The following is a 25848-nucleotide window of genomic DNA, read 5'->3' on the forward strand; positions in this document are numbered from 1 at the left end:
CGCCCCCGCCCCTTCCCCCAGGTTTCCCTTGCTCAAGAGCGACGGTAGGGAGCGAAGACCTATGCTGTCCAAGACCAAAATTCACAAGAACTCATGACGCTGGGGCTATGAAATGGACCTGTTGCAGCTCCGCTACTTCCAGGCGGTCGCCCGCCGCGAGCACCTCAGCCAGACCGCCGCCGAACTGCGGGTGGCGCAGCCCTCGCTCAGCCGCGCGATCGCCAGGCTGGAGGCCGATCTCGGGGTGCCGCTGTTCGACCGGGCCGGGCGCGGGCTGCGGCTCAACCGGTTCGGTGCCGGCTTCCTCCAGCGGGTCGACCGCGCCCTGCGTGAACTCGACGACGCCCGCCGCGAGCTGGCCGACGCCGCCGGGCTCGAGCACGGCAGCGTCGCCGTCGCCGCGGAAACCCTGCTCACCCTCACCGGCATGCTGATCGAGTTCCGCGCCGCGCACCCCGGCGTCGCGATCCGGTTGTACCAGTCGTCCGCCGAAGGCATGGCGAAGCAGCTGCACACCGGCGAGGTCGATCTCTGCTTCGCCTCGCAGCCGTTGTCCGGCCCGGACCTGCGCACGCGCGAGCTGCTGCGGGAGGAGGTCCTGCTCGCCGTGCCGCCGGGACACCGGCTCGCCGGGCGGGAAAGCGTGCCGATGGACGAACTCGTCGGGGAACCGTTCGTCACCACGCGGCCCGGGTACTGGCCACGCGAACTGGCCGACCGCCTGTTCGCGGCGGCCGGGCTGCGCCCGGAGTACACCTGCGAATGCGACGAACCCGGCGCCACCGGCGACCTGATCGGCTCCGGGCTCGGCATCGGGCTGGTGCCGGGCATGTCCCGCCGCGTGGCCACCCACTCCCCCGTGGTGTACGCGCGCCTGGCCACTCCGGACTGCTACCGCAGCCTGACCGCGGTCTGGCGCGGCGACGCCTACTCCTCCGCCGCGGCCCGGCGGCTCACCGAATTCGCGGGCGAGTACTTCCACCGCGCCTTCCCGGTTACCTCCGCGACGGCCCGCCCGTCATCACCATGACGGACCGCGATGCAGGAAGGTAACACCATGAACGAGGCACTGGCGGACGCCTTCGAAGCCCAGCGCGGGCGGCTGGTCGCGGTGGCGCACCGGATGCTCGGCTCCCGCGCGGACGCCGAGGACGCGGTGCAGGAGACGTGGCTGCGGCTGGCCCGCCAGGACGCGGACACCATCGACAACCTGGGCGGCTGGCTGACCACCGTGGTCGGCCGCGTGTGCATCGACGTGCTGCGCTCGCGCAAGATCCGGCCCGAGGCGCCGGAGGACGAGCTGATCGTGCTCGAAGACACCGGCCCGGCGCCCGAGGACGACGCGGTGCTCGCCGAATCCGTCGGGCTGGCGCTGCTCGTGGTGCTCGACACCCTCCGCCCCGCCGAGCGGCTGGCGTTCGTGCTGCACGACATGTTCGCCGTGCCGTTCACCGAGATCGGCCAGATCATCGGGAAGTCCGCCGACGCCGCCAAGATGCTCGCCAGCCGGGCCCGCCGGAAGGTGCAGCAGCGGCACCGGCCGGTCGAGGAACCGGGGCAGCACGCCGTGGTCGACGCCTTTCTCGCGGCCGCGCGCCAGGGCGACTTCGAAGAACTGCTGCGGGTGCTCGATCCCGAGGTGAAGTGGAGTTCGGAGACGCGGCGGGGGCTGGTCGTCCGGACCGGCGCGGCCGAGGTGGCCGAGCGCACGCACCACGGCGCGCGGGCGGCGGCGTTCACCTGCCACGCGCTGATCAACGGCGAACCGGGCATCGTGGCGTGGGCCGCCACCGGCAAGCTGCTGGGCGTGGTGTCGTACACCATCGTCGACGGCCGCATCGTCGAGATCCGGTCCATCAGCGACACCGAGCGCCTCGCGTCGATGGGACTTCCCTCGCGGGTTCCTGTTACCTGAGCGGCTTTCTCCCCGTCGAGTCAGTAGAACCACCCAGTGACGAAGGAGAATCCCATGGAAGCGCGCATCAACTACCTGGCCACCGAAGCAGGCAAGACGTTCGTGCCGAACCTGATCGGCGCGTTCAAGGCGGTGGCCGGCTCGGGCCTGCCGAAGGCGACGCAGGAACTGGTGAACATCCGCGCCAGCCAGCTCAACGGCTGCGGTGGCTGCCTCGACATGCACACCAAGGAGGCCGCGCGGGCGGGCGAGACGGCCGTGCGGCTGCACCTGGTGGCGGCCTGGCGTGACGCCACCGTGTTCACCGAAGCCGAGCGGGCCGCGCTGGAACTGGCCGAGCAGGGCACCCGGCTCGCCCCCGGCGGCGTCACCGACGACGCCTGGGCGAACGCGGCAAAGCACTTCGACGACGAGCAGCTGACCGCGCTGGTGCTGCAGATCGCGTTGATCAACGCGGCGAACCGGATGAACGTGCTCACCCGCCAGCCGGGCGGCTCGTACGAACCGGGGCAGCTCCAGCACTGATCAGCGGGGCCCGTGACGGCGGATTAGGGAATTCCGTCGTCGCGGGCCCCTACCGTGGACGCATGTCGGTGCGGAAGGTCGGGATCGTCGGCTCCGGCGCGGCCGGAGCCGCGCTCGCCGAGCTGTTCACCGCGGGCGGCATCGAGGTCCGCGACTCGTTCGACGACGTGGACCTGGTGCTCGAAGCGCTGCCGGAACACCTGGAGACCAAGGTCGCCGAGCTGTCCACTGTGGATCGCGTCTGCCCGGAGCACGCGATTTTCGTGACCACCACGAACGGGCTGACGGTCACCGAGATCGCCTCCCGCACCGGGCGGATGTCACGCACCGTCGGCCTGAACCTTCCGGATCCGGCCACTTTGGACAAGGCGAACGCGGTCGAGCTGGTCCGCACGGCGGTCACCGACCGGTCGGTGCTCACCACCGTCGGCGAGCTGCTCCGCGGCCTCGGCAAGGAACCGATCGAGGTCGGCGACCACCCCGGCTTCCTCGGCAGCGCGCTGCTGCTGGCCTATCTGAACAACGCGGCAAGAATGTTCGACGAGGGTTACGCCTCCCGCGACGACATCGACAACGCGATGATCCACGGCTGCGGCATGCCGGGCCCGCTGGCGCGGCTGGACGCGCTCGGCATCGACACCGTGCACGACGCGCTGACCGCGTTGCACCAGCGCACCGGCGACCGGGTGTACGCGCCCGCACCGGTGCTGCGGCGCATGGTCGCCGACGGCAAGCTCGGCGTGAAGTGCGGCACCGGGTTCTACGGCTCGCGGGCTCCCGCGCCGGTCACCACCCGGGCGACCGGCGGCAGGCCGGTGCGGCGGGTCGGCGTGGTCGGCTCCGGCCCGATGGCCACCGGCATCGCGGAGGTGGTCGCCAGGGCCGGGGTGCCGGTCACGCTCGTCGCACGCTCGGAGGTCCGCGGCAAGGACAGCCGCGCGGCCATCGAACGCTCCCTCGACCGCGCCGCCCGCCGGGACCCCGCGCTCGACGTGGACGGGGTGCTCGCCTGGCTGGACACCACCGGCGACCTCGGCGCGCTGGCCGACGCGGACCTGATCGTCGAGGCGGTGGTCGAGGATCTCGACGTCAAGCGGGGCGTTTTCGCCGAACTCGACGGGGTCGCCAAACCGGGTGCGGTGCTGGCGACCACCACCTCCAGCATGTCCGTGCTCAGCTGCGCCGCCGCGACCACGCGCCCGCGGGACGTGCTCGGCATGCACTTCTTCAACCCGGCGCCGCGGATGAAGCTGGTCGAGGTGGTCCGCACCGAACTGACCGCCGACGACGTCGCCGTCACCGCGCGGCGCTTCGCCGGGGAACTCGGCAAGCATCCGGTCGACTGCACCGACCGCGCCGGGTTCATCGTCAACGCGCTGCTTTTCCCGTACCTGAACCGGGCGGCGGAGATGTTGCGCGAACTCCCGGTTTCCGTCGCGGACATCGACACCGCGATGACGCAGGGCTGCGGTTACCCGCTCGGCCCGCTCGCGTTGCTGGACCTGATCGGGCTGGACGTTTCGCTGTCCATCCAGCAGGCGCTGCACGACGCCTTCCCCGTGGAGCAGGCGCCACCGGCCCGCTACCTGGCCGACCTGGTTTCCGCCGGGCACTACGGCCGCAAGACCGGCCGCGGTTTCCACCCCTATCCCTGAGATCCGGCTTCGGCGATCAGCGCGGCGGTCAGCCCGCCGTGCTGGAACGGGAACGCGTGCGCGCCCGGTGCCGTCACGATCCGGGCTCGCGGGGAGGCGGCGGCGAGTTCGCCGAGCCACTGCCGGGGCGCGAACGCGTCGTTTTTGCCGCGCACCAGCAAGATCGGGCAGGCGACCTCACCGATCAGCCGCTCCGGCTCGTCGCGCTGGGCCGACCGGAGGTAGCGCAGGAGCGCCCGTGGCCCGCCACGCAGGTAGTACGGCCAGGTGACCGGGATCTCACCAGCCGGTTCGTGGCGGGAATTGCGCACGAACGCGGCGATCAGCGCGGGCAGCGTCCGCAACCGCGGTGGCATGGTCGGCCCGAGCAACACGAGCGCCCGCACCCGGTCCGGGGCGGCGACCGCGGCACGCAGCGCGGACTGCGCTCCGGTCGAATGCCCGACCAGCACCACCGGCCCGCCCGGGACCTCGGCCAGCCACGACACCACCGTGTCCGCGATCGCCGGGATCTCGGCGGGGCACGGCCGCGGCGGCCGGTGCCCGAAGCCGGGCAGGTCCAGCAGGTACGACCGTGTCCTGGCACCGCAGCCGTCGAGGGTGTCCAGCAGGTAGCCGAGCGCGCCGAGGCCGGGCACGAGCACCACCGGTTCCCGGTCGCGGGTGCCGGCTTCGATGCTGCGGATCCAGCGATCCTCGACGCGGTCCCAGCGAATCCGGTGGGGTTGCAGTTCCGTTTCGCGCACGATCGCGGAGTACCCAGTCAGCCGAACGCCTCCCGCGCGGCGTGCAGCCGCGGTGGCTCCACCAGCGAACGCTGCTCGGCCGCGCGGTCGAGCAACCGGTCGAAGTCCACCGACGGCAGCCGCGAACCGAGCGCGGCGCCGTCGCGCAGCGTCGACCAGAGGACCTTCTTGCCGTCGATGCCCATGGCGAGCACCTCCAGTTCCATGAACCGGCTCAGCGGCGAGTACGAGGTCAGGCGGCCGTTGGGCTTGAACCGGCCGAGCCGCTCACCGGCCACCGCGAGCCCGACCTTCACCGGGTTCGGCCGCACCCCGAGCGACGCCATGATGCCGCGGAAGGTCTCCACGTCCGCCGCGATCGCCGCGGCCACTTCGGCGAGCGGCGCTTCGAACTCCGACCCGCGGTTGTTGCGGGCGGCGCGCTTGGCCAGTTCCCGCCACGTCACGCCGAGCGCGAGCTGGTCGTTGAGGTAGATCCCGAGAAACTGGTTCACCAGCCGGAACTACCCGCCCCTCCGGCGGCTAACCCCACGGGCCACGCCTTGCCGCGAGGTTGACTGTCGACAGTCGGTTACCATCGGGGCCGTGACCGCCGAAGCCCTGCCCAGCCTGGCCCGCTCCACCCTGCGGGAGCAGGCGCTGGTCGCGCTGCGCTCGGCGATCCTGTCCGGCCAGTACCGCCCCGGCGACCACCTCGGCGAGGTGGAGATCGCCTCGCGCATGTCGATCAGCCGCGGCACGGTCCGCGAAGCGCTGCGTCACCTCCAGCAGGAGGGCCTGGTGACCGCCGGCATGCGCGGCATGCTGCGCGTCCGCAGCCTGTCCCCGTCGGAGGTGCGTGAGCTGTACCGCGTCCGCGGTGCGCTCGAAGGCCTGGCGATCACCGAAATCATCGCCTCGGAACGGCGTGCGGCGGCGGTCGAAGCGCTGGACGAGGCGCTGGAGCGGCTGGACCAGGCCGACAGCCCGGAGGCGCGGATCGAGGCGGACCTCGGCTTCCACGTGCGGTTGTGCGAACTGTCGGGCAACTCGATGCTCGTGCAGTCCTGGCGCCATCTCGAAGGCGCGACCCGCATCGTGGTGATGAGCGCGGCCGCCCGCGAGCGCGAACTCGCCACCTCCGCCGACCACCACCGGCCGATCGTGCGCGCGATCGAGCGGGAGGACGCCGCCACCGCCCTGGACGTGCTCAACCAGCACATGTCCGCCGCCGCCGAGCGGCTCACCGCCGAGGACTGATCCGGCGAAGCTGCCCTTGACAGCTCCGGGGTCACCGCCCACACTCTCCTCTCAACACTCGACTGTTAACAGTCAACATCCGATCAAGGAGGATCGTGATGGCCGCTCCCAGCTCCCGGGTCTCCGTCGAGGGCACCCCGGACAAGCTCAAGGTCGCCGTCGGCTGCGGTGTCGGCGCGACGATCGAGACCTACGACTTCATCGGCTTCGGCACCGCCGCGGCCCTGTACTTCGGCAGCGCCTTCTTCCCCGGCTCCGACCCGCTGTCCGCGTCCCTGCTGTCCTTCGCCACGCTCGGCATCGGCTTCGCGGTGCGCCCGCTCGGCGGGCTGATCGCCGGCCACCTCGGCGACCGCGTCGGCCGCAAGCCGGTGCTGGTCGCCTCGCTCCTGCTGATGGGCGTGGCCACCGTGCTCATCGGCTGCCTGCCCACCTACGGGCAGATCGGCGTGTGGGCCCCGCTGCTGCTCGTCGCGGTGCGCGTGGTGCAGGGGCTGGCCTTCGGCGCCGAATGGGGCGGCGCGATCCTGATGACCTTCGAGCACGCGCCGTGGCGCAAACGCGGGCTGTACACCGGGATCACGCAGGCCGGGTTCCCGGTCGGGCTGCTGCTGGCGAACCTCGCCTTCCTGGTCAGCGCCAACCTGGACGGGACCTGGGCGTGGCGGGTGCCGTTCCTGCTCAGCGCGGTGCTGATCGTGGTCGGCATCCTGATCCGGCTCAAGATCGACGAATCGCCGGAGTTCGAGGACCTCAAGCAATCCGGGCAGCGGGCGAAGAACCCGCTCCTGGAGGTGCTCCGCGACGACTGGCGCAACGTGCTGCGCGCGTTCTGCCTGCGGATCACCGAGACCGCCGGGTACGCCGTCGCCGTCACGTTCATGTTGTCCTACCTCAAGATGGGCGACGGGCCGCAGGTGTCCGAGTCGCTGAGCCTGTTCGCGCTGACCACCGCGGCGGCGCTCGGCATCGTCGCGACGGTGTGGTGGGGCAAGCTCTCCGACACCCTCGGCCGCCGCCCGGTGTACCTGCTCGGCTGCGCGGTCACCGTGGCCTGGGGCGTGCCGATGTTCCTGCTGGCCAACACCGGCACCGCGGTACTCGTCGTGGTGGTTTTCGTGGTCAGCTACACGGTCTGCCAGAACTCGCTCGCCGGCGTGCAGGGCGCGTGGTTCTCCGAGCTGTTCGCCACGAAGACCCGCACCGCGGGCACCTCGATGGCCTACCAGATCTCCGCGGTGGTCTCCGGCTTCACCCCGCTGATCGCGACCGCGCTGTACGCCCGCACCGGCTGGCTCGGGCCCGCACTGCTGTTCAGCGCGTACGGCCTGCTCGGCCTGCTCGCGGCGGTGGTCACGAAGGAGACCTGGGGACCGGGCCAGAAGTCCGAAGTGGACCGTCTGTCGCAGGCAAAGGAGGAGAACGCTGTTGTCTGAACGCATTCGCCGGCTCGAGGAGTCGGCACGCCGGATCCGGCGCCACGCACTGGACATGGGCGAGGTGCAGGGGCAGGGCTACATCGGCCAGGCGCTCGGGGTCGCCGACGTGCTCGCCGTGGTCTACGGCGACCAGCTGCGGTTCCGCGCGGACGACCCGGAATGGCCGGAGCGCGACCGGTTCCTGCTGTCCATCGGCCACTACGCCATCGCGCTGTACGCCGCACTGGCCGAGGCAGGCGTGCTCGACGTCGAAGAGCTGGAGACCTACGGTTCCGACGGTTCGCGGCTGCCGATGTCGGGCATGGCCTCCTACACCCCCGGCATGGAGATCTCCGGCGGCTCGCTCGGGCACGGGCTCGGCGTCGCCACCGGAATGGCGCTCGGCCTGCGCCACCAGGGAAATCCGGCGCGGGTGTACAACCTGCTCTCCGACGGCGAACTCGACGAAGGCGCCACCTGGGAAGCCGCGCTGGCGTGTGCCCACCACGGCCTGGACCACGTCACCGCCATCGTCGACGTCAACGCGCTGCAGGCCGACGGCCCGACCGCCGGGGTCCTGCGCACCGAGCCCGTGGTCGAGAAGTGGCAGGCGTTCGGCTGGCACGCGGTGCGCGTGGACGGCAACGACATCGCCGCGCTCGTCACCGCGTTCGACGAGCTGCGCGAGCACCGCGGCTCGCCGTCGGTGCTGGTGTGCGACACCCGTATCGGCCGCGGGGTGCCCTTCCTGGAAAAGCGGGAAAAAGCGCACTTCATGCCCGTCGAAGCAGACGAATGGCAACTGGCCCGCGACGCACTGGAGGCTTCCGCGTGACCGCGAAGAAACTGACCACCTCGGCGATGATCGCCTCGTTCGCCGACCCCGGCCAGCGCACCACCAAGGCACCCTTCGGGCACGCGCTGACGCGGCTGGCCGAGCAGCGGCCGGAGATCGTCGGCCTCTCGGCGGATCTGGCCAAGTACACCGACATGCACGTCTTCCGCGACGCGCACCCGGACCGGTTCTTCCAGCTCGGCATGGCGGAACAGGCCATGCTCGGCGCGGCGGCGGGCCTCGCCGAGGTCGGGCTGGTGCCGTTCGCCTCCACCTATTCGGTGTTCGCCACCAGGCGCGCCTACGACTTCCTCTGCCTGGACATCGCCGAACCTGGCCTGAACGTGAACGTGGTCGGCGGCCTGCCCGGGCTGACCACCGGATACGGGCCCAGCCACCAGGCCACCGAGGACCTGGCCATCCTGCGCGGCCTGCCGGGACTGACCATTGTGGACCCGTGTGACTCGGTGGACATCGAGCAGGCCGTGCCCGCGCTGGCCGCCGCACCGGGGCCGACCTACCTGCGGCTGCTGCGCGGTGCCGTGCCGACCGTGCTCGACGAGTACGACTACCGCTTCGAACTCGGGAAAACCGCCGAACTGCGCACGGGCCGCGACGTGCTGATGATCTCCACCGGCCTGATGACCATGCGCGCGCTCACCGCGGCGAAGGAACTGGAAGCCGACCACGTCGACGTCGCCGTGCTGCACGTGCCCACGATCAAGCCCCTTGACCGCGAAGCGATCCTGCGGCACGCGAAGCCCGACCGGCTGGTGGTGACGCTGGAGAACCACACCGTGGTCGGCGGCCTCGCCGAGTCGGTCGCCTCCTGCCTGGCCTTCGCCGGTGCCGGGACGCGGATCGTGCCGGTCGCGCTGCCCGACGAGTTCCTCGCCGCCGGTGCGCTGCCGACGCTGCACGAGCGCTACGGCCTGTCCGTGCCGCAAATCAAATCGACTGTCCTCAAAGAACTGTCCTGATCGGAGTGTCCATGTCTCGTACCGCTGTGATCACCGGCGCCGGGTCCCGCCGCGGGATCGGCCGCGCCACCGCGCACACGCTCGCCGCGGCGGGCTGGGCCGTGGCCGTGCTCGACGTCGACGAGCCCGCCGCGAAGGACGCCGCCGGGGAAATCGCCGCCGCCCACGGGGTTTCCGCGCTGGGCGTGCACTGCGACGTCACGGACGCGGGCAGCGTCGACCGCGCGCTGACGGCCGTGGAAGCCGGACTGCCCGAAGTCGGCGCGCTGGTGAACAACGCCGGGATCACCTCCCCCACCCGCTTTCTCGATGTCACCGACGAGGAATGGGAACGGATCTTCGCGGTCAACGTCCGCGGCAGCTACCTGGTCACCAAGCGCGTCGCACCCGGTATGGCCGACCGCGGTTTCGGCCGGATCGTGAACCTGTCCTCCGTGTCCGCCGAGCGCGGCGGCGGGGTTTTCGGCGGCGTCGCGTATTCGGCGGCGAAGGCGGCCCTGCTCGGCTTTTCCCGTGCGCTGGCAAGGGAACTCGGCCCGCGTGGGATCACCGTGAACTCCGTCGCCCCCGGTCTGGTGGACACCGACATCACCGCGGGCAAGCTCGACCCGGACCGCAAGGCCGCCATGGTCGCCGACATCCCGATGGGCCGCACCGGCACGGTCACCGACGTCGCCGACGTGATCGCGTTCCTGTGCCGTCCGGAGTCGAGCTACCTGACCGGCGTCACCTACGACATCAACGGTGGCTCGCATATCCACTGAAGTGACGCCCACCACAAACTGACCAGATGACCGATCTGGTCAGTACGGTCGATGGCATGAGCGAACGTGGTCGGGTCCTGGTGGTGGGCATGGGCGTCAGCGGGCTCGCGGTGGCGGGCCGGTTGCGCCGGGCCGGCTGGCAGCCGGTGCTCGTGGAGCGGGCACCGGCGCGCCGGTCCGGCGGTTACTTCGTGGCCCTGTTCGGCGCGGGTCAGGCGGCCGCGCGCCGCCTCGGCCTGGCCGAGCACCTGCACGACCGCACGTCGGACCGGCAGGCGCTGGCGCTCGACCGGTCCGGGCGCGCGCGGCCGGGAATGTCACTCTCCGAGCTGCCGACCAAACCGTGGCTGATGTTGCGCGGTGACGTGGAGAAGGCGGCGTACGCGGTGCTTCCGGACGACGTGGAAGTGCGGTATTCGACCGTGCCGACCGCCATCGAGCAGGACGCCGACGGGGTCACCGTCACCCTGGCCGACCTGGTCGCGGGCACCTCGGCGACCGAGCGGTTCGACCTCGTCGTCGGCGCCGACGGGCTGCGTTCCACCGTGCGCTCGCTGGTCTTCGGCCCCCACGAGCGGTACCTGCACCGGCTCGGCTACCTGATCGCCGCGTTCGAATACCCCGGCACCCTCCCCGGACTCGCGCCCGGGCAAGGCGCCACGCTGCTCGAACCACACCGCTCGCTGTGGGTGTTCGCCTTCGCCGACCACCACCCGACGATCCTGCTCAGCTACCGAACCGAAGACGTGGACGCCGAGTTCACCCGGCCACCGGCCGAGAGCGTGCGAGCGGCGTTCGGCCCGCAGCCGCCCGGCAGCCTGCTGTCCGCGGCTTTCGAAGAACTCGAGCGCGCCGACGCGGTGCTGTTCGATTCGGCCGAGCAGGTGCGCCTGGACACCTGGCACCGCGGCCGGGTGGTCCTGCTGGGCGACGCCGCGTGGTGCGTGACGCTCTACGCCGGGATGGGCGTGTCGTCCGGGCTGGCCGGGGCCGACCTGCTGGGCACCATGCTCGAACGGCATCCCGACGACGTCACCGCGGCACTACGCGAGTGGGAACACGGACTGCGCCCGTATCTGGACTACTACCAGGAAAACGCGCCCGCCGACCGCCGGATCTTCGTGGCGGACAACCGGTGGCAGATCCGGCTGCGGCGGGCCATGCCCGTGCTCGGCCGGACCCGGCTCGGGCGGCGACTGGCCGACCGGATCATGCGCGTCGACGATCTGGTGACCTACAAGGGGTCGGATATCGTCGGGGCGGTGCTGGGCGAGGTGCCCTCACCGTTCCCGGAAAGAGCGAGGTATGCCTGAACTGCCCGAGCACGGCTCACCCAAGGCGGCGCGCATTCTCGCCGCCGCCGGTGAACTGCTGCTCAGCCGTGGCTGCAAGGGCTTCACCGTGGCCGACGTCGCGACCCGGGCGCACGTCGGCAAGGGCACCGTCTACCTGTACTGGAAAACCAAGGAAGAGCTGCTGGTCGGCCTGATCGGCCGTGACTTCCTCGGCCTGGCCGACGACGTGACCGCCCGCGTCACCGCCGATCCCGACCTGGCCCGGCCGTCGCGGCTGTGCTCGGACATGCTCCGCGTCGGCGCCGAGCACCCGTTCGTGCGGGCACTGCAACACGGCGACGACGACCTGCTGGGCGTGCTCGCCGAAGACCCGCGCTCGGTCCGGCTGCTCGACACGCTGGGACCCGAAGGCGTCATGCGCGCCATCCTGCCGGTGTGGCGAGCCAACGGCCTGGCCCGCGCCGACTGGCCGCTCGAGGACCAGGTGCTCGCCTTGCAGGCGCTCACCACCGGCTTCATCGCCCTCTCCGCCAACCCCGCGAACCGCCGCTCGCCCGCTGAGCTGGAACGCGTTTTCGCCGAGTCGGTCACCGCCCTGCTGGGCCCGGAACGGGCCACCGCCAGGCAGCTCCAGGCCACCGTCACCGACGGCCTGGCCTATCTCGCCAAGGCACGCGCCACCGCACTGGACCTGATCACCCAGTCCGCCGCGGCCTAGCCCTCCCCCTTTTCCGCGCGCCAAGGCGCCCCGCCGGACACGAATGTGGCTCTTGTGTCCGCCTTCAACGCACCCCCATGGCGCATGATCGACACCTATCTGACACTCTCCTGGCTTGGCATGGCACATCATATGAGCCATAGTGATGCCACAACACAGCCAACCACGAGAGAACGGACATCGGATGACAGCCGAACGGGCCAGGGGGCCGGCGATCCACGTGCGGGGCCTGGAGAAGTCCTACAAAGCGGTGCAGGTGCTGCGCGGCGTCGACTTCGACGTGGCACGCGGCAGCATCTTCGCCCTGCTCGGCTCCAACGGAGCGGGCAAGACCACGGTGGTGAAGATCCTGTCCACGCTGCTCAAGGCCGACGCGGGCAGCGCGAGCGTCCACGGTCACGACGTGGCCGCCCAATCCGCCCAGGTGCGCGAGTCGATCAGCCTGACCGGGCAGTTCGCCGCCGTCGACGACATCCTCACCGGGCGGGAGAACCTGGTGCTGGTCGCCCGGCTGCGCCACCTCAAAGCACCCGGCAAGATCGCCGACGACCTGCTCAAGCGCTTCTCGCTGACCGACGCCGGCGCACGCCGGGTGGCGACCTACTCCGGCGGCATGCGCCGCCGCCTCGACATCGCGATGAGCCTGATCGGCGACCCGCCGATCGTCTTCCTCGACGAACCCACCACCGGACTCGACCCGCAGGCCCGCCTCGAGGTGTGGCAGGCGGTCAAGGAACTCGCCGCGCGGGGCACCACGGTGCTGCTGACCACGCAGTACCTGGACGAGGCCGAGCAGCTCGCCGACCGGATCGCCATCCTGCACCAAGGCCGCATCCTGGTCGACGGCACGCTCGCCGAGCTCAAGCAGCTGCTCCCGCCCGCGAAGGTCGAATACGTCGAAAAGCAGCCCACCCTCGAGGAAGTCTTCCTCTCCCTGGTCGGCGACAACGGCAAGGAAGCATGATGAGCGCTCACTTCTTCGGCGACACCACCGTCCTGCTGGGACGGTCGCTGCGCCACATCACCCGCAGCCTGGACACCATCATCACCACCGCGCTCATGCCGATCGCGATGATGCTGATGTTCGTCTACGTCTTCGGCGGCGCGATCAACACCGGATCCGCCTCCTACGTGAACTACCTGCTGCCCGGCATCCTGCTGATCACCGTGGCCTCCGGCATCTCCTACACCGCGTTCCGCCTGTTCATGGACATGCAGCGCGGGATATTCGAGCGGTTCCAGTCGATGCCGATCGCCCGCTCGTCCGTGCTGTGGGCCCACGTGCTCACCTCGCTGGTGGCCAACCTGATCTCGCTGGTGATCGTGGTGGGCGTCGCGCTGCTGATGGGCTTCCGCTCCAGCGCCGGGATCCTGGACTGGCTGGCGGTGGCGGGCATCCTGCTGCTGTTCACCCTGGCCCTGACCTGGCTCGCCGTCATTCCCGGGCTCACAGCGAAATCCGTGGACGGCGCGAGCGCCTTCTCCTACCCGCTGATCTTCCTGCCGTTCCTCAGCTCGGCGTTCGTGCCCACCACCACCATGCCCGGGCCGGTCCGCGCCTTCGCCGAGCACCAGCCGGTGACCTCCATCGTCAACGCGCTGCGCGCGCTCTACAGCGAGCAGCCCGTCGGCTCCGACCTCTGGGTCGCGCTCGGCTGGTGTGTCGGAATCCTGCTGGTCGCCTACTTCTTCGCCAACCTCACCTACCGTCGCAAAATCTCCTGACGCGTGGTGTCAGTGCGGTGTCAGCTGCGTGTCCGCGGGGTCCGCGAATGTGGTCCCAACAACGCAGCAACACCCACTGACAAGGAGAAACACCGATGACCACGTTCGCGACGCCGCAGCCGATCACCGCCAGCCTGTCCACCGCGGGTGCCCGGGTCCGGGTCACCGCGACCGAGCGGCCGGACACCGTGGTGCTGGTCGAACCGATCGACGGCACCAGCAAGGCGGACGCCAAGGTCGCCGAGCGCACCACGGTCGAGTTCACCGACGGCCTGCTGTCGGTGAAGACCCGCAAGGCGGGCGCCAAGAGCGGTTCGGTGGCCATCACCATCGGCCTGCCGGCCGGGTCCCGGCTGGTCCTGAACACGGCGTGGTCCGACGTGCACGCCGACGGCCAGCTCGGCGACTGCGAACTGGCCCTGGCTTCGGGCCGGGTCAAGCTCGACCGGATCGCCACACTGCGCGGGAACCTCGGGGCCGGGGAGGTCGAGGTCGGGTACATCGCCGGAACCGCCGATCTCGACGGCGGCACGGCCGGGCTGCGGATCGGCGAGCTCGGGGGCACGATGCCGTACCGCGGCTCGAGCGGTGAGGTCTCGATCCGGCACGCGCGGTCCGACGTCGCGCTCACCGGCTCGGGCGGCCGTTTCGACATCGACCACGCCGAGGGTGACGTCCTCGCCAGCACCGGCAACTGCCCGATCCGCATCGGCCGGATGACCGGCGGTCAGGCGGAGCTGACCAACTCCGCCGGCGGCATCGAGGTCGGCATCGGCGAGGGCAGCACCGCACAGGTGGACGCCGAGAGCACCAAGGGCAATGTCCGCGATGAACTGTCCACTTCGGACGCAGTGCCCCAGGTCAAGGTGCACGCCCGCACCCGCCTCGACGACATCGTCATCCACCACGCCCGCTGAAAACGGATTTCCAGAAGGGAAACAGAACCATGGCTGAACAGTTCCGACGCCGGACCCTGCTGGGCGGCGCGGTGGGTGCCGCCGCGCTCACCGGCCTCGCCGCCACCGGTGGCATCGCCTCGGCGGGCAGTGACGAGCAGTGCGTCGAGGAGGGCTGGGGCAAGGTGGCCGACGCCTTCCGCGCGAACTTCACCGAAGGCCACGGCGAAGTCGGTGCCGCGTGCAGCGTCTACGTGGGTGGCAGGCCGGTGGTGGACCTGTGGGACGGCCTCGCCGACCGCGAGGCGAACCGGCCGTGGCGCCGGAACACCATCGCCCAGGTCGCCTCCACCACCAAGGGCGCCACCGCGATCTGCGCCCACCTGCTGGCGCAGCGCGGCCTGCTCGACCTGGACGCGCCGGTGGCCAGGTACTGGCCGGAGTTCGCCGCCGGTGGCAAGGAGAACATCCTGGTGCGCTGGCTGCTCTCGCACCAGGCCGGACTGCCCATTGTGGACGGTCCGCTGACCTTCGAGGAGGCGTGCGCCTGGCATCCGGTCATCCGTGCGCTCGAGGCGCAGAAGCCGTTGTGGCAGCCCGGCACGGAGCACGTCTACCACGCCGTCACCTACGGTTTCCTGGTCGGCGAGGTGGTGCGGCGCATCACCGGCAAGTCGCTCGGCACCTTCTTCGCCGACGAGGTCGCCCGTCCGCTCGGGCTGAGCGCCTGGATCGGGTTGCCGGAACGGCACGAGAAGCGGGTGGCGCGGCTGCACTACACCGCGCCGTTCACCCTGGACGAGTTCATCGCGGGCATGATCAAGGCCACCGGGCTCGACGCGGAAACGGTCACCACCTGGGTCAACGCCATGTGGGCGCCGGGCTCGGTCCAGGCCCGCGCCGGTGAACTCGGTGGCGCGCTGGACAACACGTCGGACTACTTCACCACGCGTGCCTGGCGCGCGGCGGAGTTCCCGGGCGGGAACATGGTCGCCGACGCGCGGTCGCTGGCCAGGATGTACGCGGCCACGGTGAGCCGGGTCGACGGGGTGCGGCTGCTGAAGCCGTCCACGGTCCGGCGGATGACCGAGGTGCAGACCGACCGGACGCCGATGCACGGCCTGCCGCCGGGCCTGAACATCCCGGCGGACCGCTCGTTCTACATGTCGCTCGGCTTCATGCGGGCCGCCCCGCCGATGCCGATGGCCGGGCCGGCGTCGTTCGGCCACCCCGGCTCGGGCGGCTCGATCGCCTTCGCCGACCCGGAAGCCGAGGTGGGCTTCGGGTACACCACGAACCTGTGGAACTTCCGGCCGGACGACCCGCGGGCGGAGAACCTGGCCAGGGCCGTGCGCTCCTGCCTCGGCTGAGGCGGCTTCACCCCGCCTTGCCGGCGACGAGCCGTTCCACCAGGCCCAGCTTGAACCGTTGCCGCTGCTGGATCTCCACCTGCCGGGCCCGCAGGTGGAGCAGCGGCCGACGGGAGAAGTGCTCACCGGCGAGCGGCACGGTGAGCAGTTCCACCAGCCGCTGCCCGATCCGGACGGGCCAGGACGAGCTGGCGACGTGGTCGACCAGGATCAGGCGCCCGCCCGGCTTCAGCACCCGGAGCATCTCGCCGATGGCGGCGTCGGGGTCCGGGATCGCGCACAGCCCGAACGTGCAGACCACGGTGTCGAAGGACTCGGCGCCGAACGGCAGGGCGTGCGCGTCGGCCCGCCGCAGCACCACCTCACGTCCCAGTTCGGCGGCCCGCGTCTCGGCGATCTCCAGCATCCGCTCGCTGAGATCGATGCCGGTGACCACCACGTCGCCGGGGTAGTACGGCAGGTTCAACCCGGTCCCGACGGCAACCTCCAGCACCTCCCCCTCGGCGCGGCCGCAGGCCCATTCGCGTGAGTCGCCGAAGAGCCGCCGGTCCCAGAAGCCCATCTCGCGGTCGTAGTGCGCCGACTTGCGGTTCCAGTACCGGTGCCAGCGGGCCGTCCGTTCCACGTGCCCGACCACACCAGGCGCCGAGCCTCGGCGCAACCCGGCATCCGGGCCCGGCCAGCCAGTAGGGTGACCGGCAGGAGCCGCGACTACGTACGGAGACCACCATGCACGGCTACAGCCAGGACAAGGACGCCTACCTCAAGCGACTCCGGCGCATCGAGGGCCAGGTCCGGGGGCTGCAGCGCATGGTCGAGCAGGACAAGTACTGCATCGACATCCTGACCCAGGTCTCCGCGGTGACCAAGGCGCTGCAGTCGTTCTCACTCGGGCTGCTCGACGAACACCTGGCCACCTGCGTCGTGGACGCCGCAGCCGCCGGCGGCCCCGAAGCCGAAGTCAAACTCCGCGAAGCCTCCGACGCCATCGCCAGGCTCGTCCGCTCATAACGAATCCACACACCCCAACGCCAGCTCCGCCGCAGCCAGCATCGCGGCACGCGTTTCCTCAGCTGACTCACCACGCCCGAGACTGGCCACCGCCGCGGCACTCACCGCACCAGTCACCGCCCCGACCACACTCGCCGCGGTGACCTCGTTGAGCTGCTCCGGGTACGCGCGACGCAGTGCCGCGGCGATCCGGGTCTGCGCGGTGAACAGGGCGTGCAGCACGCGCGCCTGCACCGCGGGCGTGGTCACCACCAGTTGAGCCCGCAGCGCCGCGAGCCCGTTCGGCAGGTCGCCGCCCGCGGTGTTGGCGATCATGCTCGTCACGGCTTCGGCCAGCACCTCGCGCAGCGGCGCGCCGGGCCGCCGTCGCTCGATGACCTCGACGGCCAGCTCGATCCGCGTCTCGCCGTCCGCCAGCAGAACGTCCTCTTTGGACGGGAAGTGCAGGAAGAAGGTGCGCTTGCTGACGTCGGCGGCCTCCGCGATGTCGGCCACGCCCGTCCGGTCGTAACCCCGCTCGGTGAACAGGCGGACGGCCGCCGCCACCAGCGCCTGCCGCGTCACCTGCTTCTTGCGTTCCCGGCGCCCCACTTCTGCCTGCACGAACCGAGCCTAGTGCACCACGACAATCAATGCACTCAGTATATGAGTATACTGAGTGCACCAATTGCCGGAGAGAGGTGCTGTGATGGGCGAGTTGACCGGGCGAACGGTGCTGGTGACCGGGGCCGGACGCGGGATCGGGCGGACGGAGGCGCTGCACCTCGCGGCCGCCGGGGCGAACGTGGTGGTGAACGATCCCGGCGTGGAGATCGACGGCAGCGGTGGCGACCGCGGTGTCGCCGAAGCCGTGGTCGCCGAGATCCGCGCGCGAGGTGGGCGGGCCGTGGCCGACACCGGCAGCGTCGCCGACTGGGCGGACGCGCGGCGCATGGTCGAGCTGGCCGTCGCCGAGTTCGGCGAGCTGCACGCGGTGGTCAACAACGCCACGATCGAGGTCAACAAGGGGCTGGAACGGCTCAGCGAAGCCGAATTCGACAACGTGGTCGCGGTGAAGCTGAAGGGCACCTTCGCGGTGAGCCACTGGGCGGCGGCGCACTGGCGCGCCCGGTTCGACGCCGGTGACCGCACCGACCGCGCCATCGTGAACACCGCGTCCGGCTCCGGGCTGCTCAATCCCCTGCCCACGCAGACGAACTACGCGGCGGCGAACGCCGGCGTCGCGGCCATGACCACCGTGCACGCGCTGGAACTGCGGCGGCTCGGGGTCCGCGTGAACTGCGTCAGCCCGTCGATGGTGCGCACCCGGCTGACCACCCCGGTGCCCGGCATGGACCAGGCGCCGCCGGACGGCGCACCGGATCCGAAGGACCCCGCAGTGGTGGCGCCGCTCGTTGCCTACCTGGTCAGCGACGGGTGCCCGCTGACCGGTCAGGTGCTGTCGGTGCGCGGTGGCACGATCGCGGTCAACCACGGCTGGTCACGCGGCGCGCAGCTCACCTCGGAAAGTCCTGTGTGGACAGTCCCCGAACTCGCGGCAGGCCTGGCCACGCTGGCCTTGGAGGATCCGTTCGACCGCCTGGCCACCGCGCTCGGCGGTGCGCTCGGCGCCCACGGCCGCGAGGAGTTCGAAGCGATGGTCAACGCCGAACTCGAGCGGCACTAAGGCTCACGGCGAACCGCGGTAGCGGGCGGCGATCGCGGCGGCGCGATCGTGCAGCGAGGCGCGCAATTCCTGCGGTGTCAAGGCTTCCGCGTCCGTGCCGAGCTGCCACAGCGCCCACTCGGCGTGCCACAGGTCCTGGAACGTCGCCTCCAGCCGCAGCCAGCCGTCGTCGTCGGGTTCCGCGGCGCGGACGGCGACCGCGGTGCTCAGCAGTTGCTCCCGGCGCGCCGGTTTGACCCGCACCAGCACGGCGATGTGGTCGCTGGACAGGAACTGCGCGCAACGTTCCCGCCAGGCCCGGTCCAGATCGACCTGGTTCGGGCGCTGCGCCGGTTCGGGGAGTTCCTCGGCGGCCAGCACCCGCGACAGCCGGTAGGTGCGATCCGCGCCGCCCCGCGTGGCCAGCAGGTAACCGCGGTCCCGCACGGTGACCAGGCCGATCGGGTCCACCGTGCGCCACCGCGGTGGCTGGCCCGCGGCCGCGTAGTGGATGCGCAGCTTGCGCCCGGCCAGCACGGCGCGCCGGATCTCGAGCATCACCGCGCCGGGCACCTCCTCGACAACCGGGCGGCGCGAAAGGAGGTCGGTCTCCGGCTCGACGAGGAACCGCTGAGCCGCGTCGCTCGCGGTGGACCGATGGCCTTCGGGCAGCGCGTCGACCACCTTGCGCATGGCCGACGCGAGCGCCGAGCCGAGGCCGAACGCCTGCTCACCGCGTCCCGATCCGGCGGTCAGCAGGGCCAGCGCCTCTTCGTGGTTCAGCCCGGTCAGCTCGGTCCGGAACCCGGGCAGCAAGGCGAAACCGCCGTGGCGCCCGCGTTCGGCGTAGACCGGGACACCGGCCGCGGACAGCGCGTCGATGTCGCGCAGCACGGTCCGGGTGGACACCTCCAGCTCGCGGGCCAGCGCGTCCGCGGTCAGGCGGCCGCGTTGCCGCAGCAGGAGCACCAGCGAGACCAGCCGGTCGGCACGCATGCCGGGCACCCTAGCGAATACCCGACAGAGGATGTCGTGATTTGCCGGAAGGCTCCCCGGCATGGTCAACAAGTCGGAATGGAGCTGATGTGGCACTAGAACGAGCGGCGATCAACCCGGTGCCGTGGTCGCTGGAGCTGGGGTTCAACCAGGGTGAGCTGGTCGCCGGGCAGACGCGGACGCTGTACTGCTCCGGGCAGACCGCGATGGACGGCGACGGCAAGCCCCAGCACGAGGGGGATGTGGCCGCGCAGCTGGCGCTGAGCCTGGACAACCTGGAGGCCGTGCTCGGCGGGGCGGGCATGACGCTGGCCAATCTTGTCCGGCTGAACGTCTACACCACCGACGTCGACCAGCTGTTCCCGCACTACGGCGTGCTGGCCGCGCGGCTGGGCGCCGCCGGGGTGTCGCCGACCACCACCATGCTCGGCGTGACCCGGCTCGCCGTGCCGGGTCAGCTGGTCGAACTCGAAGGCACCGCCGTCGCCTGACGGCAGCCTCGCCGCACCGATCAGCTACCGGCTTCGATGAGCTTGGTGGCAAGGGCGTCGATATCGGGTGCGGCGAGGTCCGCCTCCGGTCCGCCGGGGAGCTGCGCCTGGCCCGGCCGCTCGATGAACGCGGTGCGCAGGCCCACCGCGTGGGCACCCGCGATGTCCCATCCGTGGGCGGCGATCATCATCGCGTCCTCGCCGGGATAGGCGTCGAGAACCCGGCGATAGGGCGCGGCGGCTGGTTTGAGCGCGCCCGCCTGCTCGGCCGAGAACACGGCGTCGAAGTGGTCGCGGATGCCCGCGTTGCGCAGTTGCGTCTCAACCACGGACAGGGGCGAATTGCCCAGTGCGACCAGCGTGAACCCGGCGTCGCGCAGCCGGGCGAGCCCGCTCGGCACGTCGGGATGCGCGGGCAGCGAACGCAGCACGGGGCCGAGTTCGGCACGGTGCCGCTCGTCGGCCGCGGCGCCCGCGATGGCGGCGAAGTCCCGGTACCCACCGGTGGCGGTGACGGTCAGCGCCGTGTGGATCACCCGGGCGAACCACGCGCGCCGGGCGTCGGCCGAGCCGAAAACCTCGTCGAGTGGCGCGAGGTCGAGCAGGGTCTCGTTGACGTCGAACACGCAGAGCACGGCATCCTCCTCGAAGGTACGAGCGAAATGGTACCTCGTAAGGTACGATCTCAGTCGTACCATGTCCATGGGGTGATGGTGATGACCGGCGAGCTGGCGATCCCGCCGATCGACGAGGTCGAACTGGGCACGGTGCTGGCCGCGCTGGCCGACCCGCACCGCCGGCGGGTGGTGCTGGAACTGGCGCGCGGGCAGGACACCGAGCGCGCGTGCGCGTCCTTCGCGCTGCCGAAGGCAAAATCGACGCGCACCCACCACTGGCGGGTGCTGCGCGGCGCCGGCCTGATCCGGCAACGCGACGCGGGCAACGGCACTTTTGTCCGGCTGCGCGACGAGTTCGAGAACCGGTTCCCCGGCCTGCTTTCCCTGCTGTCCAACCTGGACCGCGGCGATCCGCCGCTCAGTGAAGGACGGTGAGCAGACCCTCGACACCACGGCGGAACGCGTCACCGACGCTGTCGACGCCGTCGAGGTGGGCACCGCTCATGGCGCCGTCACGCATCATCACGAAGTGCCGCGCCGCGTGCTCCGGCTTGCCGCGCCGCGGGTCGCTCCCGAAGACCCGCCCGAAGAGGTCGGTGAGCGTGGTCGTGTACCACTCGCGGTGCGCGAGGATCACCTTGCGCACGCGGTCCTCGGGGTCCGGGTACTCGGCGGCGGCCTTGAGGAACGCGCAGCCGCGGAATTCCGGCGAGGCCAGGCTGTCGGCGACGGCCGCGCCGATCGCGCGCAACGCGTCCGCCGGAGATGGCGCGGCCTCGACGGCGGCCAGCACACCCGCCCGCATGTCGGCATCAACGCCGCGCAGGTAGGCGACCACCAGGTCTTCCTTCGAAGGGAAGTGCCGGTAGAACGTCGCGCGCGTCGCCGGCGCCTCGGCGAGGATCCGCTCGACGCCGACCGCCCGGATGCCCTCGCGGTAGAACAGCCCGCTCGCCGTGGACAACAGCCGCTCACGGGCTTCGGATCGCTCTCCCGATGAGCTGCCGCTGGTCTGGGTGGCCATGAGCCGACAGTAGCAGAAAGAACGATCGGTCTTGCACTTCCCGACAAGCCATGCCACCCTACAGCGGCAGAGAGAACGGTCTTTCTGCCTCTGCCTGGAAGGAACCCCATGACCACGACCACCGCCGCCGCGCCTGCCCTCCGCCGGCTCTACTTCGTCCGCTTCGGCTTCGCCTTGGTCTGGGCGGTCGCGCTCTTCCTGACCGCCGCGAGCGTCGGCCCGGTGAGCGCGACCCTGCTCGTGCTCTACCCGCTGTTCGACGTGGGCGCCGCCGTCGTCGACGCGCGTTCGTCCCGGGCGGGCCGGTCCGCGCCGGGGCTCTACGTCAACATCGTGATCAGCGGACTCGCCGCCGCCGGGCTGGCTTTTGCGGTCACCTCAGGTATTCCGGCGGTCCTGCGGGTGTGGGGTGTCTGGGCCGTCACGGCAGGCGTCGTCCAGCTCGTCGTCGCACTGCGCCGACGCGCGCTCGGCGGCCAGTGGCCGATGATCACCAGCGGCGCCATCTCCACCCTCGCCGGGGCCGCGTTCTTCCTGCAGGCCGCCGACGGCTCGCTGCGCAACCTGGCGGGTTACGCCCTGCTCGGCGGCGTCTTCTTCCTCGTCTCTGCACTGCGCCTGGGGCGGGCCGCCGCCTAGGCCGAGCTTGTCGGACAGTTCGCGCAGGCATTCTTCGGAGACGGGTTCCAGCTGGTGCAGAACTTCCATGCACAGCAGGCCATAGAGCCGGGTCCACGTTGATGGCGACCGCGGACGGCTCCCGGCGACCACCAGCCTGCTCTAAGCAAACCTAGAGTCATTAAGGCGCCGCAGGTGAAGGTGATCATCGTGGGCGGCGGCATCGGCAGGCTGACCGCGGCAGCCGCGTTCCAGCACCGCAGTTGGCAGGTGGAGGTGCTCGAACGCACTGCCGAGTTCACCGAAATCAGTGCCGGGTGTCGATCCAGACCAACGGTCTTCGCGCGCTGGACACCCTCGGCGTGCGCGCGGGCCTGGCGGAATACGACCGCATCCGCAGACCTCGCACCCAGCTGGTCGCCCGCCGTTCCCGCCAGGCGGGCGCCCCCGGGCACTGGACGTCCCCACCCCTGACCACCCTCCGCGACGCAGCTCTGCCCTGCTGCCGAAGCTGCCTACGTCTGGACGCCTCCCGGTGTACCTTGACGGGCTCAGCCGCACGGAAGGCGAGCGCCATGCACGAGGGCACCGGGGAAACTCCGCAGCTTCCCAGCCCCATCGACCTCCTGGCGGCCTTTCCCTGCCCGGCAGCCGTCGCCGACGCCGCGATGGCCTGCGGCCCGATCAGTTCCTTCCGAGCGGATGGTGTCAACGGCAACCCCTGGGGCCTGGACGCCCTCTACTGGGACAACGAGCGGAACCGGCTCCTGACCGTCAGGACCGTCCGCCCGTCCACCGGCCTGGATCCGCATGGCCTGCCAGGGGAAAACGCCTCGATCCAGCTCGTCAACTTCCTGGCCCCCACCCGCCGCCACCCGCAGACAGCGCATGCCGACTACATCGATATTCGCAGCGCGGTCCAGCAAACCGAGCCATACTCCGTTGATGTGGCGGTGAACGGCACCTGCCACACCGCCACCCGCATCGACGTACTGGCCCTCTCGGTGGTCGAACTAGCGTGGGAAGACCGCACCGTCTTCGCCACCGGGCAACCATCACTGGTCGATCGGCTCACCCTGCGCTCTGCACACGTAGCCGACCTGACACACCTGCAACCACGCCAAATGCCAAGCCACCAAGATAGGCACAGATTCCCACCGGGGTAGTTCCGAGCGCAGTGTCCGATTCTCGGCAAGCACGACGGCTCCCACCACGCAGCCTATTACTGCCGTATCCGACACACCTGTCCATTTGAACAGCGTTCAAATACCCCGTTTGGTCCCTAGTCTGCCAAACGTCAACCACGTTAGCGTGGACGTCGTACCGAGGGGGTGCATCCGTGCCGGGTTCGGATCAGAGCATTGTTCTGCGATTCATCGCGTTGATCATTGGCCTTTTGGTCGCCGCGTGCTCGACAGGCAACCCCGAAAATCCAGCCCCCGTGCCGCCGCCGAGAACCCTACCCGCCGATTGGCCGGCGGAACCAAAAGAAGTCGAGGTGCAGCCCCAGCCTGATTCTCGATCAAAGCACTGGGAGGACGTCCTGCGGGCTGCCCTCGGCGGATCCGCAACCGTGGTGGCCACCCGCTCGACAGCACAGGCGGTCGACGGCACGACCAGCTACTGGGTCACCGCCCTGCTCGAAGCAGGAGGGAACAGCTACGGTTCCGTACTCGCCCGCGTCGACGACCCACCGATCACCAGTGCCGAGCCCACCTGCGCCGGCTGGATGCAGCCCTGCTCGACCAGGGAAGTGGCCAACGGCACCGCGGTGGTCATCGATCGCCGTGCGCAGGGCACAGTGCTGGCGGACCTCTACCGACCCGACAGAACCCAGGCGGTTCACGTTGTCGCAAGCGACCTGGTGACTTCGGACCAAGCAAAATTCTGGCACGGCGGGAACCGGTACACGGCACCGCTTCCCACGCCGGAGATCGTGACCGAAATCGCGGTACAAATAGCGAACCCCCAGTAATTTCATTCGAGGCCACCCACCTCGACCAGCAGTTCCGAAAACACAGAAGGAAGGGGTTTATTCAGCATGCCCACAACACAGATAAAGATATTCTCGTCCGTGGCGGCGCTGACCACATTGCTGACCACCGCTCCGGCGGCACTGGCCCAGGACACCAGCGACGACGCGCTGCTGCAACTGACCGCGCGGTACCTGCAGGACCGCGCGAACCGGGTCACCGAGCAGGCGGCCTCCTACGGGGCGCTGACGTCGGTCGAGGCCACCGAACCGTTCCAGCACAGATTGTCCACGGAGTCGGCGGAACTCGACCGGCTGAGATCGCTCTGGAAGGACACGGCCTCCGAGCTACAGGGCGCGCACATCGAGATCAAGGCGCCGCAGATCCAGCGCTCGAACACCAAGGCTGTGATCAACTTCGTCGAACGCACCGAACTTCACTTCGCCAACCGCACCTCCGCCGACAGCCCGGCCAGCACCTCGTACAAAGTCGGCCACACGATCGATTTCGTGCGCACGTCGACCGGCTGGGAACTGGCGGCTGACGTGCTCGACCTGCCCCAGAACACCGTCGATCCGATTCCTTACTTCAGGCCCGTCAAGACCGGTGACGCAGTTCCATCGGCACCACCAGCGGGAAAACCCGTGCCCCCGTCGCTCCGTCCAGCCACCCCACCCAGCCCCGGGATCGAGAAACCGGCCGCCCCACCCCTTTCCGCGGCAGCGTCCTACAGCAGGCAAGCGATGGCTGATTACGCCCGGAAATGGGCGTTGGGCCGGAACCCCGCATATGAAAGTTTCGGCAACGACTGCGCGAACTTCGTGTCACAATCGCTGCGAGCGGGTGGGTGGAAGAACGTCGCCAACTACCACAACACCCCGGATGCCTGGCGGCACCTCGTGGCCGCAGCCGGCCGCCAGCTCAACAGCAACACTTGGAGCGTTTCCCACGACCAGCTCTACTTCGGCTGGACCTACTCCGGTCGGACTCGGAACATCGTGGGGGAACCGGTGTATCTGGGAGCTCTCGTCTACGCCGACTGGGCCACCGCCGGGGGCGGCGTCGGGCACGACGGCCACATCGATCACGCGATGATCGTCAGCAAGGTCACCGATCATTGGGACTGGAACCAGATCTACCTGTCCTACCACACGACCGACACTCTCGACATCTCGATGACCCAGCTCTACCACAAGGGCGGCGGGGATGCCGTGAACTACTACTTCTTCGACCTCAACGACGCCGCCTGAGTCCAGGATCGCTCGCGAGCAGCCGGTTCCCCGCCGACCACGACCGCCTCGGCGGGGACCGCGCCGACGTTGCCGTCGGGCAATGCCGTCGGGGGCGGTCGCGGGTCGACGAATCAGCACTGGATCACCTGATCGGCGGCAC

At 70.3% G+C, this 25848-nt stretch carries 30 protein-coding genes; 23 read left to right on the top strand and 7 right to left on the bottom strand.

Annotation, left to right across the window (positions count from 1 at the left end; all coding sequences use genetic code 11):
* Positions 1 to 112: 112 nt before the first annotated feature.
* The 4 genes from A4R43_RS19950 to A4R43_RS19965 all read left to right on the top strand — a co-directional run bounded on the left by A4R43_RS19950 (position 113) and on the right by A4R43_RS19965 (position 4095).
* On the top strand, positions 113 to 1030 hold the full coding sequence (locus tag A4R43_RS19950; RefSeq protein ID WP_113693719.1) for a LysR family transcriptional regulator: 918 nt from the start codon (positions 113 to 115) through the stop codon (positions 1028 to 1030).
* 27 nt (positions 1031 to 1057) lie between these two features.
* Positions 1058 to 1915 carry a sigma-70 family RNA polymerase sigma factor gene (locus tag A4R43_RS19955; RefSeq protein WP_205215383.1) on the top strand — a complete coding sequence of 286 codons (858 nt, stop codon included), beginning with the start codon at positions 1058 to 1060 and terminating at the stop codon, positions 1913 to 1915.
* Positions 1916 to 1969: 54 nt separating this feature from the next.
* Complete coding sequence (locus A4R43_RS19960) at positions 1970 to 2440, top strand: carboxymuconolactone decarboxylase family protein (RefSeq protein ID WP_113693721.1); 471 nt, start codon at positions 1970 to 1972, stop codon at positions 2438 to 2440.
* Positions 2441 to 2502: 62 nt separating this feature from the next.
* Complete coding sequence (locus A4R43_RS19965; protein WP_113693722.1) at positions 2503 to 4095, top strand: 3-hydroxyacyl-CoA dehydrogenase family protein; 1593 nt, start codon at positions 2503 to 2505, stop codon at positions 4093 to 4095.
* On the opposite strand, the gene A4R43_RS19970 is transcribed toward A4R43_RS19965, so the two are convergent.
* Together A4R43_RS19970 and A4R43_RS19975 are read right to left on the bottom strand one after the other, a co-directional pair.
* Positions 4086 to 4841 (bottom strand): alpha/beta fold hydrolase, encoded by a 756-nt coding sequence (locus A4R43_RS19970; RefSeq protein WP_162788521.1) that lies wholly within the window; start codon positions 4839 to 4841, stop codon positions 4086 to 4088. The genes A4R43_RS19965 and A4R43_RS19970 overlap by 10 nt on opposite strands.
* 17 nt (positions 4842 to 4858) lie before the next feature.
* Positions 4859 to 5335: a hypothetical protein gene (locus A4R43_RS19975; RefSeq protein WP_113693724.1), complete on the bottom strand. Its 477-nt coding sequence runs from the start codon at positions 5333 to 5335 to the stop codon at positions 4859 to 4861.
* 91 nt (positions 5336 to 5426) lie between these two features.
* On the opposite strand from A4R43_RS19975, the gene A4R43_RS19980 reads away from it, so the two are divergent.
* From A4R43_RS19980 to A4R43_RS20030, 11 genes are all read left to right on the top strand, one after another.
* Positions 5427 to 6080 carry a GntR family transcriptional regulator gene (locus A4R43_RS19980; RefSeq protein WP_236809139.1) on the top strand — a complete coding sequence of 218 codons (654 nt, stop codon included), beginning with the start codon at positions 5427 to 5429 and terminating at the stop codon, positions 6078 to 6080.
* Between the two features lie 98 nt (positions 6081 to 6178).
* The gene (locus tag A4R43_RS19985; protein WP_113693725.1) at positions 6179 to 7516 is read left to right on the top strand and encodes an MFS transporter; all 1338 of its coding nucleotides are present in this window, start codon (positions 6179 to 6181) and stop codon (positions 7514 to 7516) included.
* On the top strand, positions 7509 to 8333 hold the full coding sequence (locus A4R43_RS19990) for a transketolase (RefSeq protein ID WP_113693726.1): 825 nt from the start codon (positions 7509 to 7511) through the stop codon (positions 8331 to 8333). The genes A4R43_RS19985 and A4R43_RS19990 overlap by 8 nt, the downstream gene beginning before the upstream one ends.
* Entirely contained in the window at positions 8330 to 9313 is a 984-nt protein-coding gene (locus A4R43_RS19995; protein WP_236809141.1) for a transketolase family protein, read from the top strand. The genes A4R43_RS19990 and A4R43_RS19995 overlap by 4 nt, the downstream gene beginning before the upstream one ends.
* Before the next feature lie 11 nt (positions 9314 to 9324).
* Positions 9325 to 10077: an SDR family NAD(P)-dependent oxidoreductase gene (locus A4R43_RS20000; protein ID WP_113693728.1), complete on the top strand. Its 753-nt coding sequence runs from the start codon at positions 9325 to 9327 to the stop codon at positions 10075 to 10077.
* Between the two features lie 56 nt (positions 10078 to 10133).
* Positions 10134 to 11390 carry an FAD-dependent monooxygenase gene (locus A4R43_RS20005; protein ID WP_236809145.1) on the top strand — a complete coding sequence of 419 codons (1257 nt, stop codon included), beginning with the start codon at positions 10134 to 10136 and terminating at the stop codon, positions 11388 to 11390.
* Positions 11383 to 12090: a TetR/AcrR family transcriptional regulator gene (locus tag A4R43_RS20010; protein ID WP_113693730.1), complete on the top strand. Its 708-nt coding sequence runs from the start codon at positions 11383 to 11385 to the stop codon at positions 12088 to 12090. The genes A4R43_RS20005 and A4R43_RS20010 overlap by 8 nt, the downstream gene beginning before the upstream one ends.
* Before the next feature lie 184 nt (positions 12091 to 12274).
* Positions 12275 to 13054 carry an ABC transporter ATP-binding protein gene (locus A4R43_RS20015; protein ID WP_113693731.1) on the top strand — a complete coding sequence of 260 codons (780 nt, stop codon included), beginning with the start codon at positions 12275 to 12277 and terminating at the stop codon, positions 13052 to 13054.
* Positions 13054 to 13815, top strand: a complete 762-nt coding sequence (locus A4R43_RS20020) for an ABC transporter permease (protein WP_113693732.1) — start codon at positions 13054 to 13056, stop codon at positions 13813 to 13815. Before A4R43_RS20015 ends, A4R43_RS20020 begins: the two co-directional genes overlap by 1 nt.
* A 95-nt stretch (positions 13816 to 13910) precedes the next feature.
* A complete protein-coding gene (locus tag A4R43_RS20025) occupies positions 13911 to 14732 on the top strand; it encodes a DUF4097 family beta strand repeat-containing protein (protein ID WP_113693733.1) in 822 nt (273 codons plus the stop codon).
* 29 nt (positions 14733 to 14761) lie between these two features.
* Positions 14762 to 16081 carry a serine hydrolase domain-containing protein gene (locus tag A4R43_RS20030; RefSeq protein ID WP_113693734.1) on the top strand — a complete coding sequence of 440 codons (1320 nt, stop codon included), beginning with the start codon at positions 14762 to 14764 and terminating at the stop codon, positions 16079 to 16081.
* A gap of 7 nt (positions 16082 to 16088) precedes the next feature.
* Here A4R43_RS20030 and A4R43_RS20035 read toward each other — a convergent pair whose 3' ends face one another.
* Positions 16089 to 16706, bottom strand: coding sequence for a class I SAM-dependent methyltransferase (locus tag A4R43_RS20035; RefSeq protein ID WP_113697747.1), 618 nt, complete (start codon positions 16704 to 16706; stop codon positions 16089 to 16091).
* Positions 16707 to 16810: 104 nt separating this feature from the next.
* Here A4R43_RS20035 and A4R43_RS20040 point away from each other — a divergent pair, with 104 nt between their 5' ends.
* Positions 16811 to 17092: a metal-sensitive transcriptional regulator gene (locus tag A4R43_RS20040; protein WP_113693735.1), complete on the top strand. Its 282-nt coding sequence runs from the start codon at positions 16811 to 16813 to the stop codon at positions 17090 to 17092.
* On the opposite strand, the gene A4R43_RS20045 is transcribed toward A4R43_RS20040, so the two are convergent.
* Positions 17087 to 17695: a TetR/AcrR family transcriptional regulator gene (locus tag A4R43_RS20045; RefSeq protein ID WP_113693736.1), complete on the bottom strand. Its 609-nt coding sequence runs from the start codon at positions 17693 to 17695 to the stop codon at positions 17087 to 17089. The genes A4R43_RS20040 and A4R43_RS20045 overlap by 6 nt on opposite strands.
* Before the next feature lie 85 nt (positions 17696 to 17780).
* Here A4R43_RS20045 and A4R43_RS20050 point away from each other — a divergent pair, with 85 nt between their 5' ends.
* Positions 17781 to 18758 carry an SDR family NAD(P)-dependent oxidoreductase gene (locus tag A4R43_RS20050; protein WP_113693737.1) on the top strand — a complete coding sequence of 326 codons (978 nt, stop codon included), beginning with the start codon at positions 17781 to 17783 and terminating at the stop codon, positions 18756 to 18758.
* 3 nt (positions 18759 to 18761) lie between these two features.
* Here A4R43_RS20050 and A4R43_RS20055 read toward each other — a convergent pair whose 3' ends face one another.
* Entirely contained in the window at positions 18762 to 19733 is a 972-nt protein-coding gene (locus tag A4R43_RS20055; protein WP_113693738.1) for a helix-turn-helix transcriptional regulator, read from the bottom strand.
* An 89-nt stretch (positions 19734 to 19822) separates the two neighbouring features.
* On the opposite strand from A4R43_RS20055, the gene A4R43_RS20060 reads away from it, so the two are divergent.
* On the top strand, positions 19823 to 20224 hold the full coding sequence (locus tag A4R43_RS20060; protein WP_113693739.1) for a RidA family protein: 402 nt from the start codon (positions 19823 to 19825) through the stop codon (positions 20222 to 20224).
* A gap of 20 nt (positions 20225 to 20244) precedes the next feature.
* Here A4R43_RS20060 and A4R43_RS20065 read toward each other — a convergent pair whose 3' ends face one another.
* A complete protein-coding gene (locus tag A4R43_RS20065) occupies positions 20245 to 20859 on the bottom strand; it encodes an HAD family hydrolase (RefSeq protein ID WP_113693740.1) in 615 nt (204 codons plus the stop codon).
* An 81-nt stretch (positions 20860 to 20940) separates the two neighbouring features.
* Here A4R43_RS20065 and A4R43_RS20070 point away from each other — a divergent pair, with 81 nt between their 5' ends.
* Positions 20941 to 21276 (top strand): ArsR/SmtB family transcription factor, encoded by a 336-nt coding sequence (locus tag A4R43_RS20070; RefSeq protein WP_113697748.1) that lies wholly within the window; start codon positions 20941 to 20943, stop codon positions 21274 to 21276.
* Here A4R43_RS20070 and A4R43_RS20075 read toward each other — a convergent pair.
* Positions 21260 to 21865, bottom strand: a complete 606-nt coding sequence (locus A4R43_RS20075; protein ID WP_113693741.1) for a TetR/AcrR family transcriptional regulator — start codon at positions 21863 to 21865, stop codon at positions 21260 to 21262. The two genes, A4R43_RS20070 and A4R43_RS20075, sit on opposite strands and share 17 nt — an antisense overlap.
* A 108-nt stretch (positions 21866 to 21973) precedes the next feature.
* Between A4R43_RS20075 and A4R43_RS20080 the strand changes: the two genes are divergently transcribed.
* The 4 genes from A4R43_RS20080 to A4R43_RS20100 all read left to right on the top strand — a co-directional run bounded on the left by A4R43_RS20080 (position 21974) and on the right by A4R43_RS20100 (position 25706).
* Positions 21974 to 22504 (top strand): hypothetical protein, encoded by a 531-nt coding sequence (locus A4R43_RS20080; protein ID WP_113693742.1) that lies wholly within the window; start codon positions 21974 to 21976, stop codon positions 22502 to 22504.
* A gap of 554 nt (positions 22505 to 23058) precedes the next feature.
* Entirely contained in the window at positions 23059 to 23649 is a 591-nt protein-coding gene (locus A4R43_RS42815; RefSeq protein ID WP_162788522.1) for a hypothetical protein, read from the top strand.
* Positions 23650 to 23822: 173 nt separating this feature from the next.
* Positions 23823 to 24458, top strand: a complete 636-nt coding sequence (locus A4R43_RS42820) for a hypothetical protein (RefSeq protein WP_162788523.1) — start codon at positions 23823 to 23825, stop codon at positions 24456 to 24458.
* A 99-nt stretch (positions 24459 to 24557) separates the two neighbouring features.
* Positions 24558 to 25706 carry an amidase domain-containing protein gene (locus tag A4R43_RS20100; RefSeq protein WP_162788524.1) on the top strand — a complete coding sequence of 383 codons (1149 nt, stop codon included), beginning with the start codon at positions 24558 to 24560 and terminating at the stop codon, positions 25704 to 25706.
* Positions 25707 to 25848: the final 142 nt, after the last annotated feature.

The sequence above is a fragment of the Amycolatopsis albispora genome, from assembly GCF_003312875.1.
Classification (GTDB): Bacteria; Actinomycetota; Actinomycetes; order Mycobacteriales; family Pseudonocardiaceae; genus Amycolatopsis; species Amycolatopsis albispora.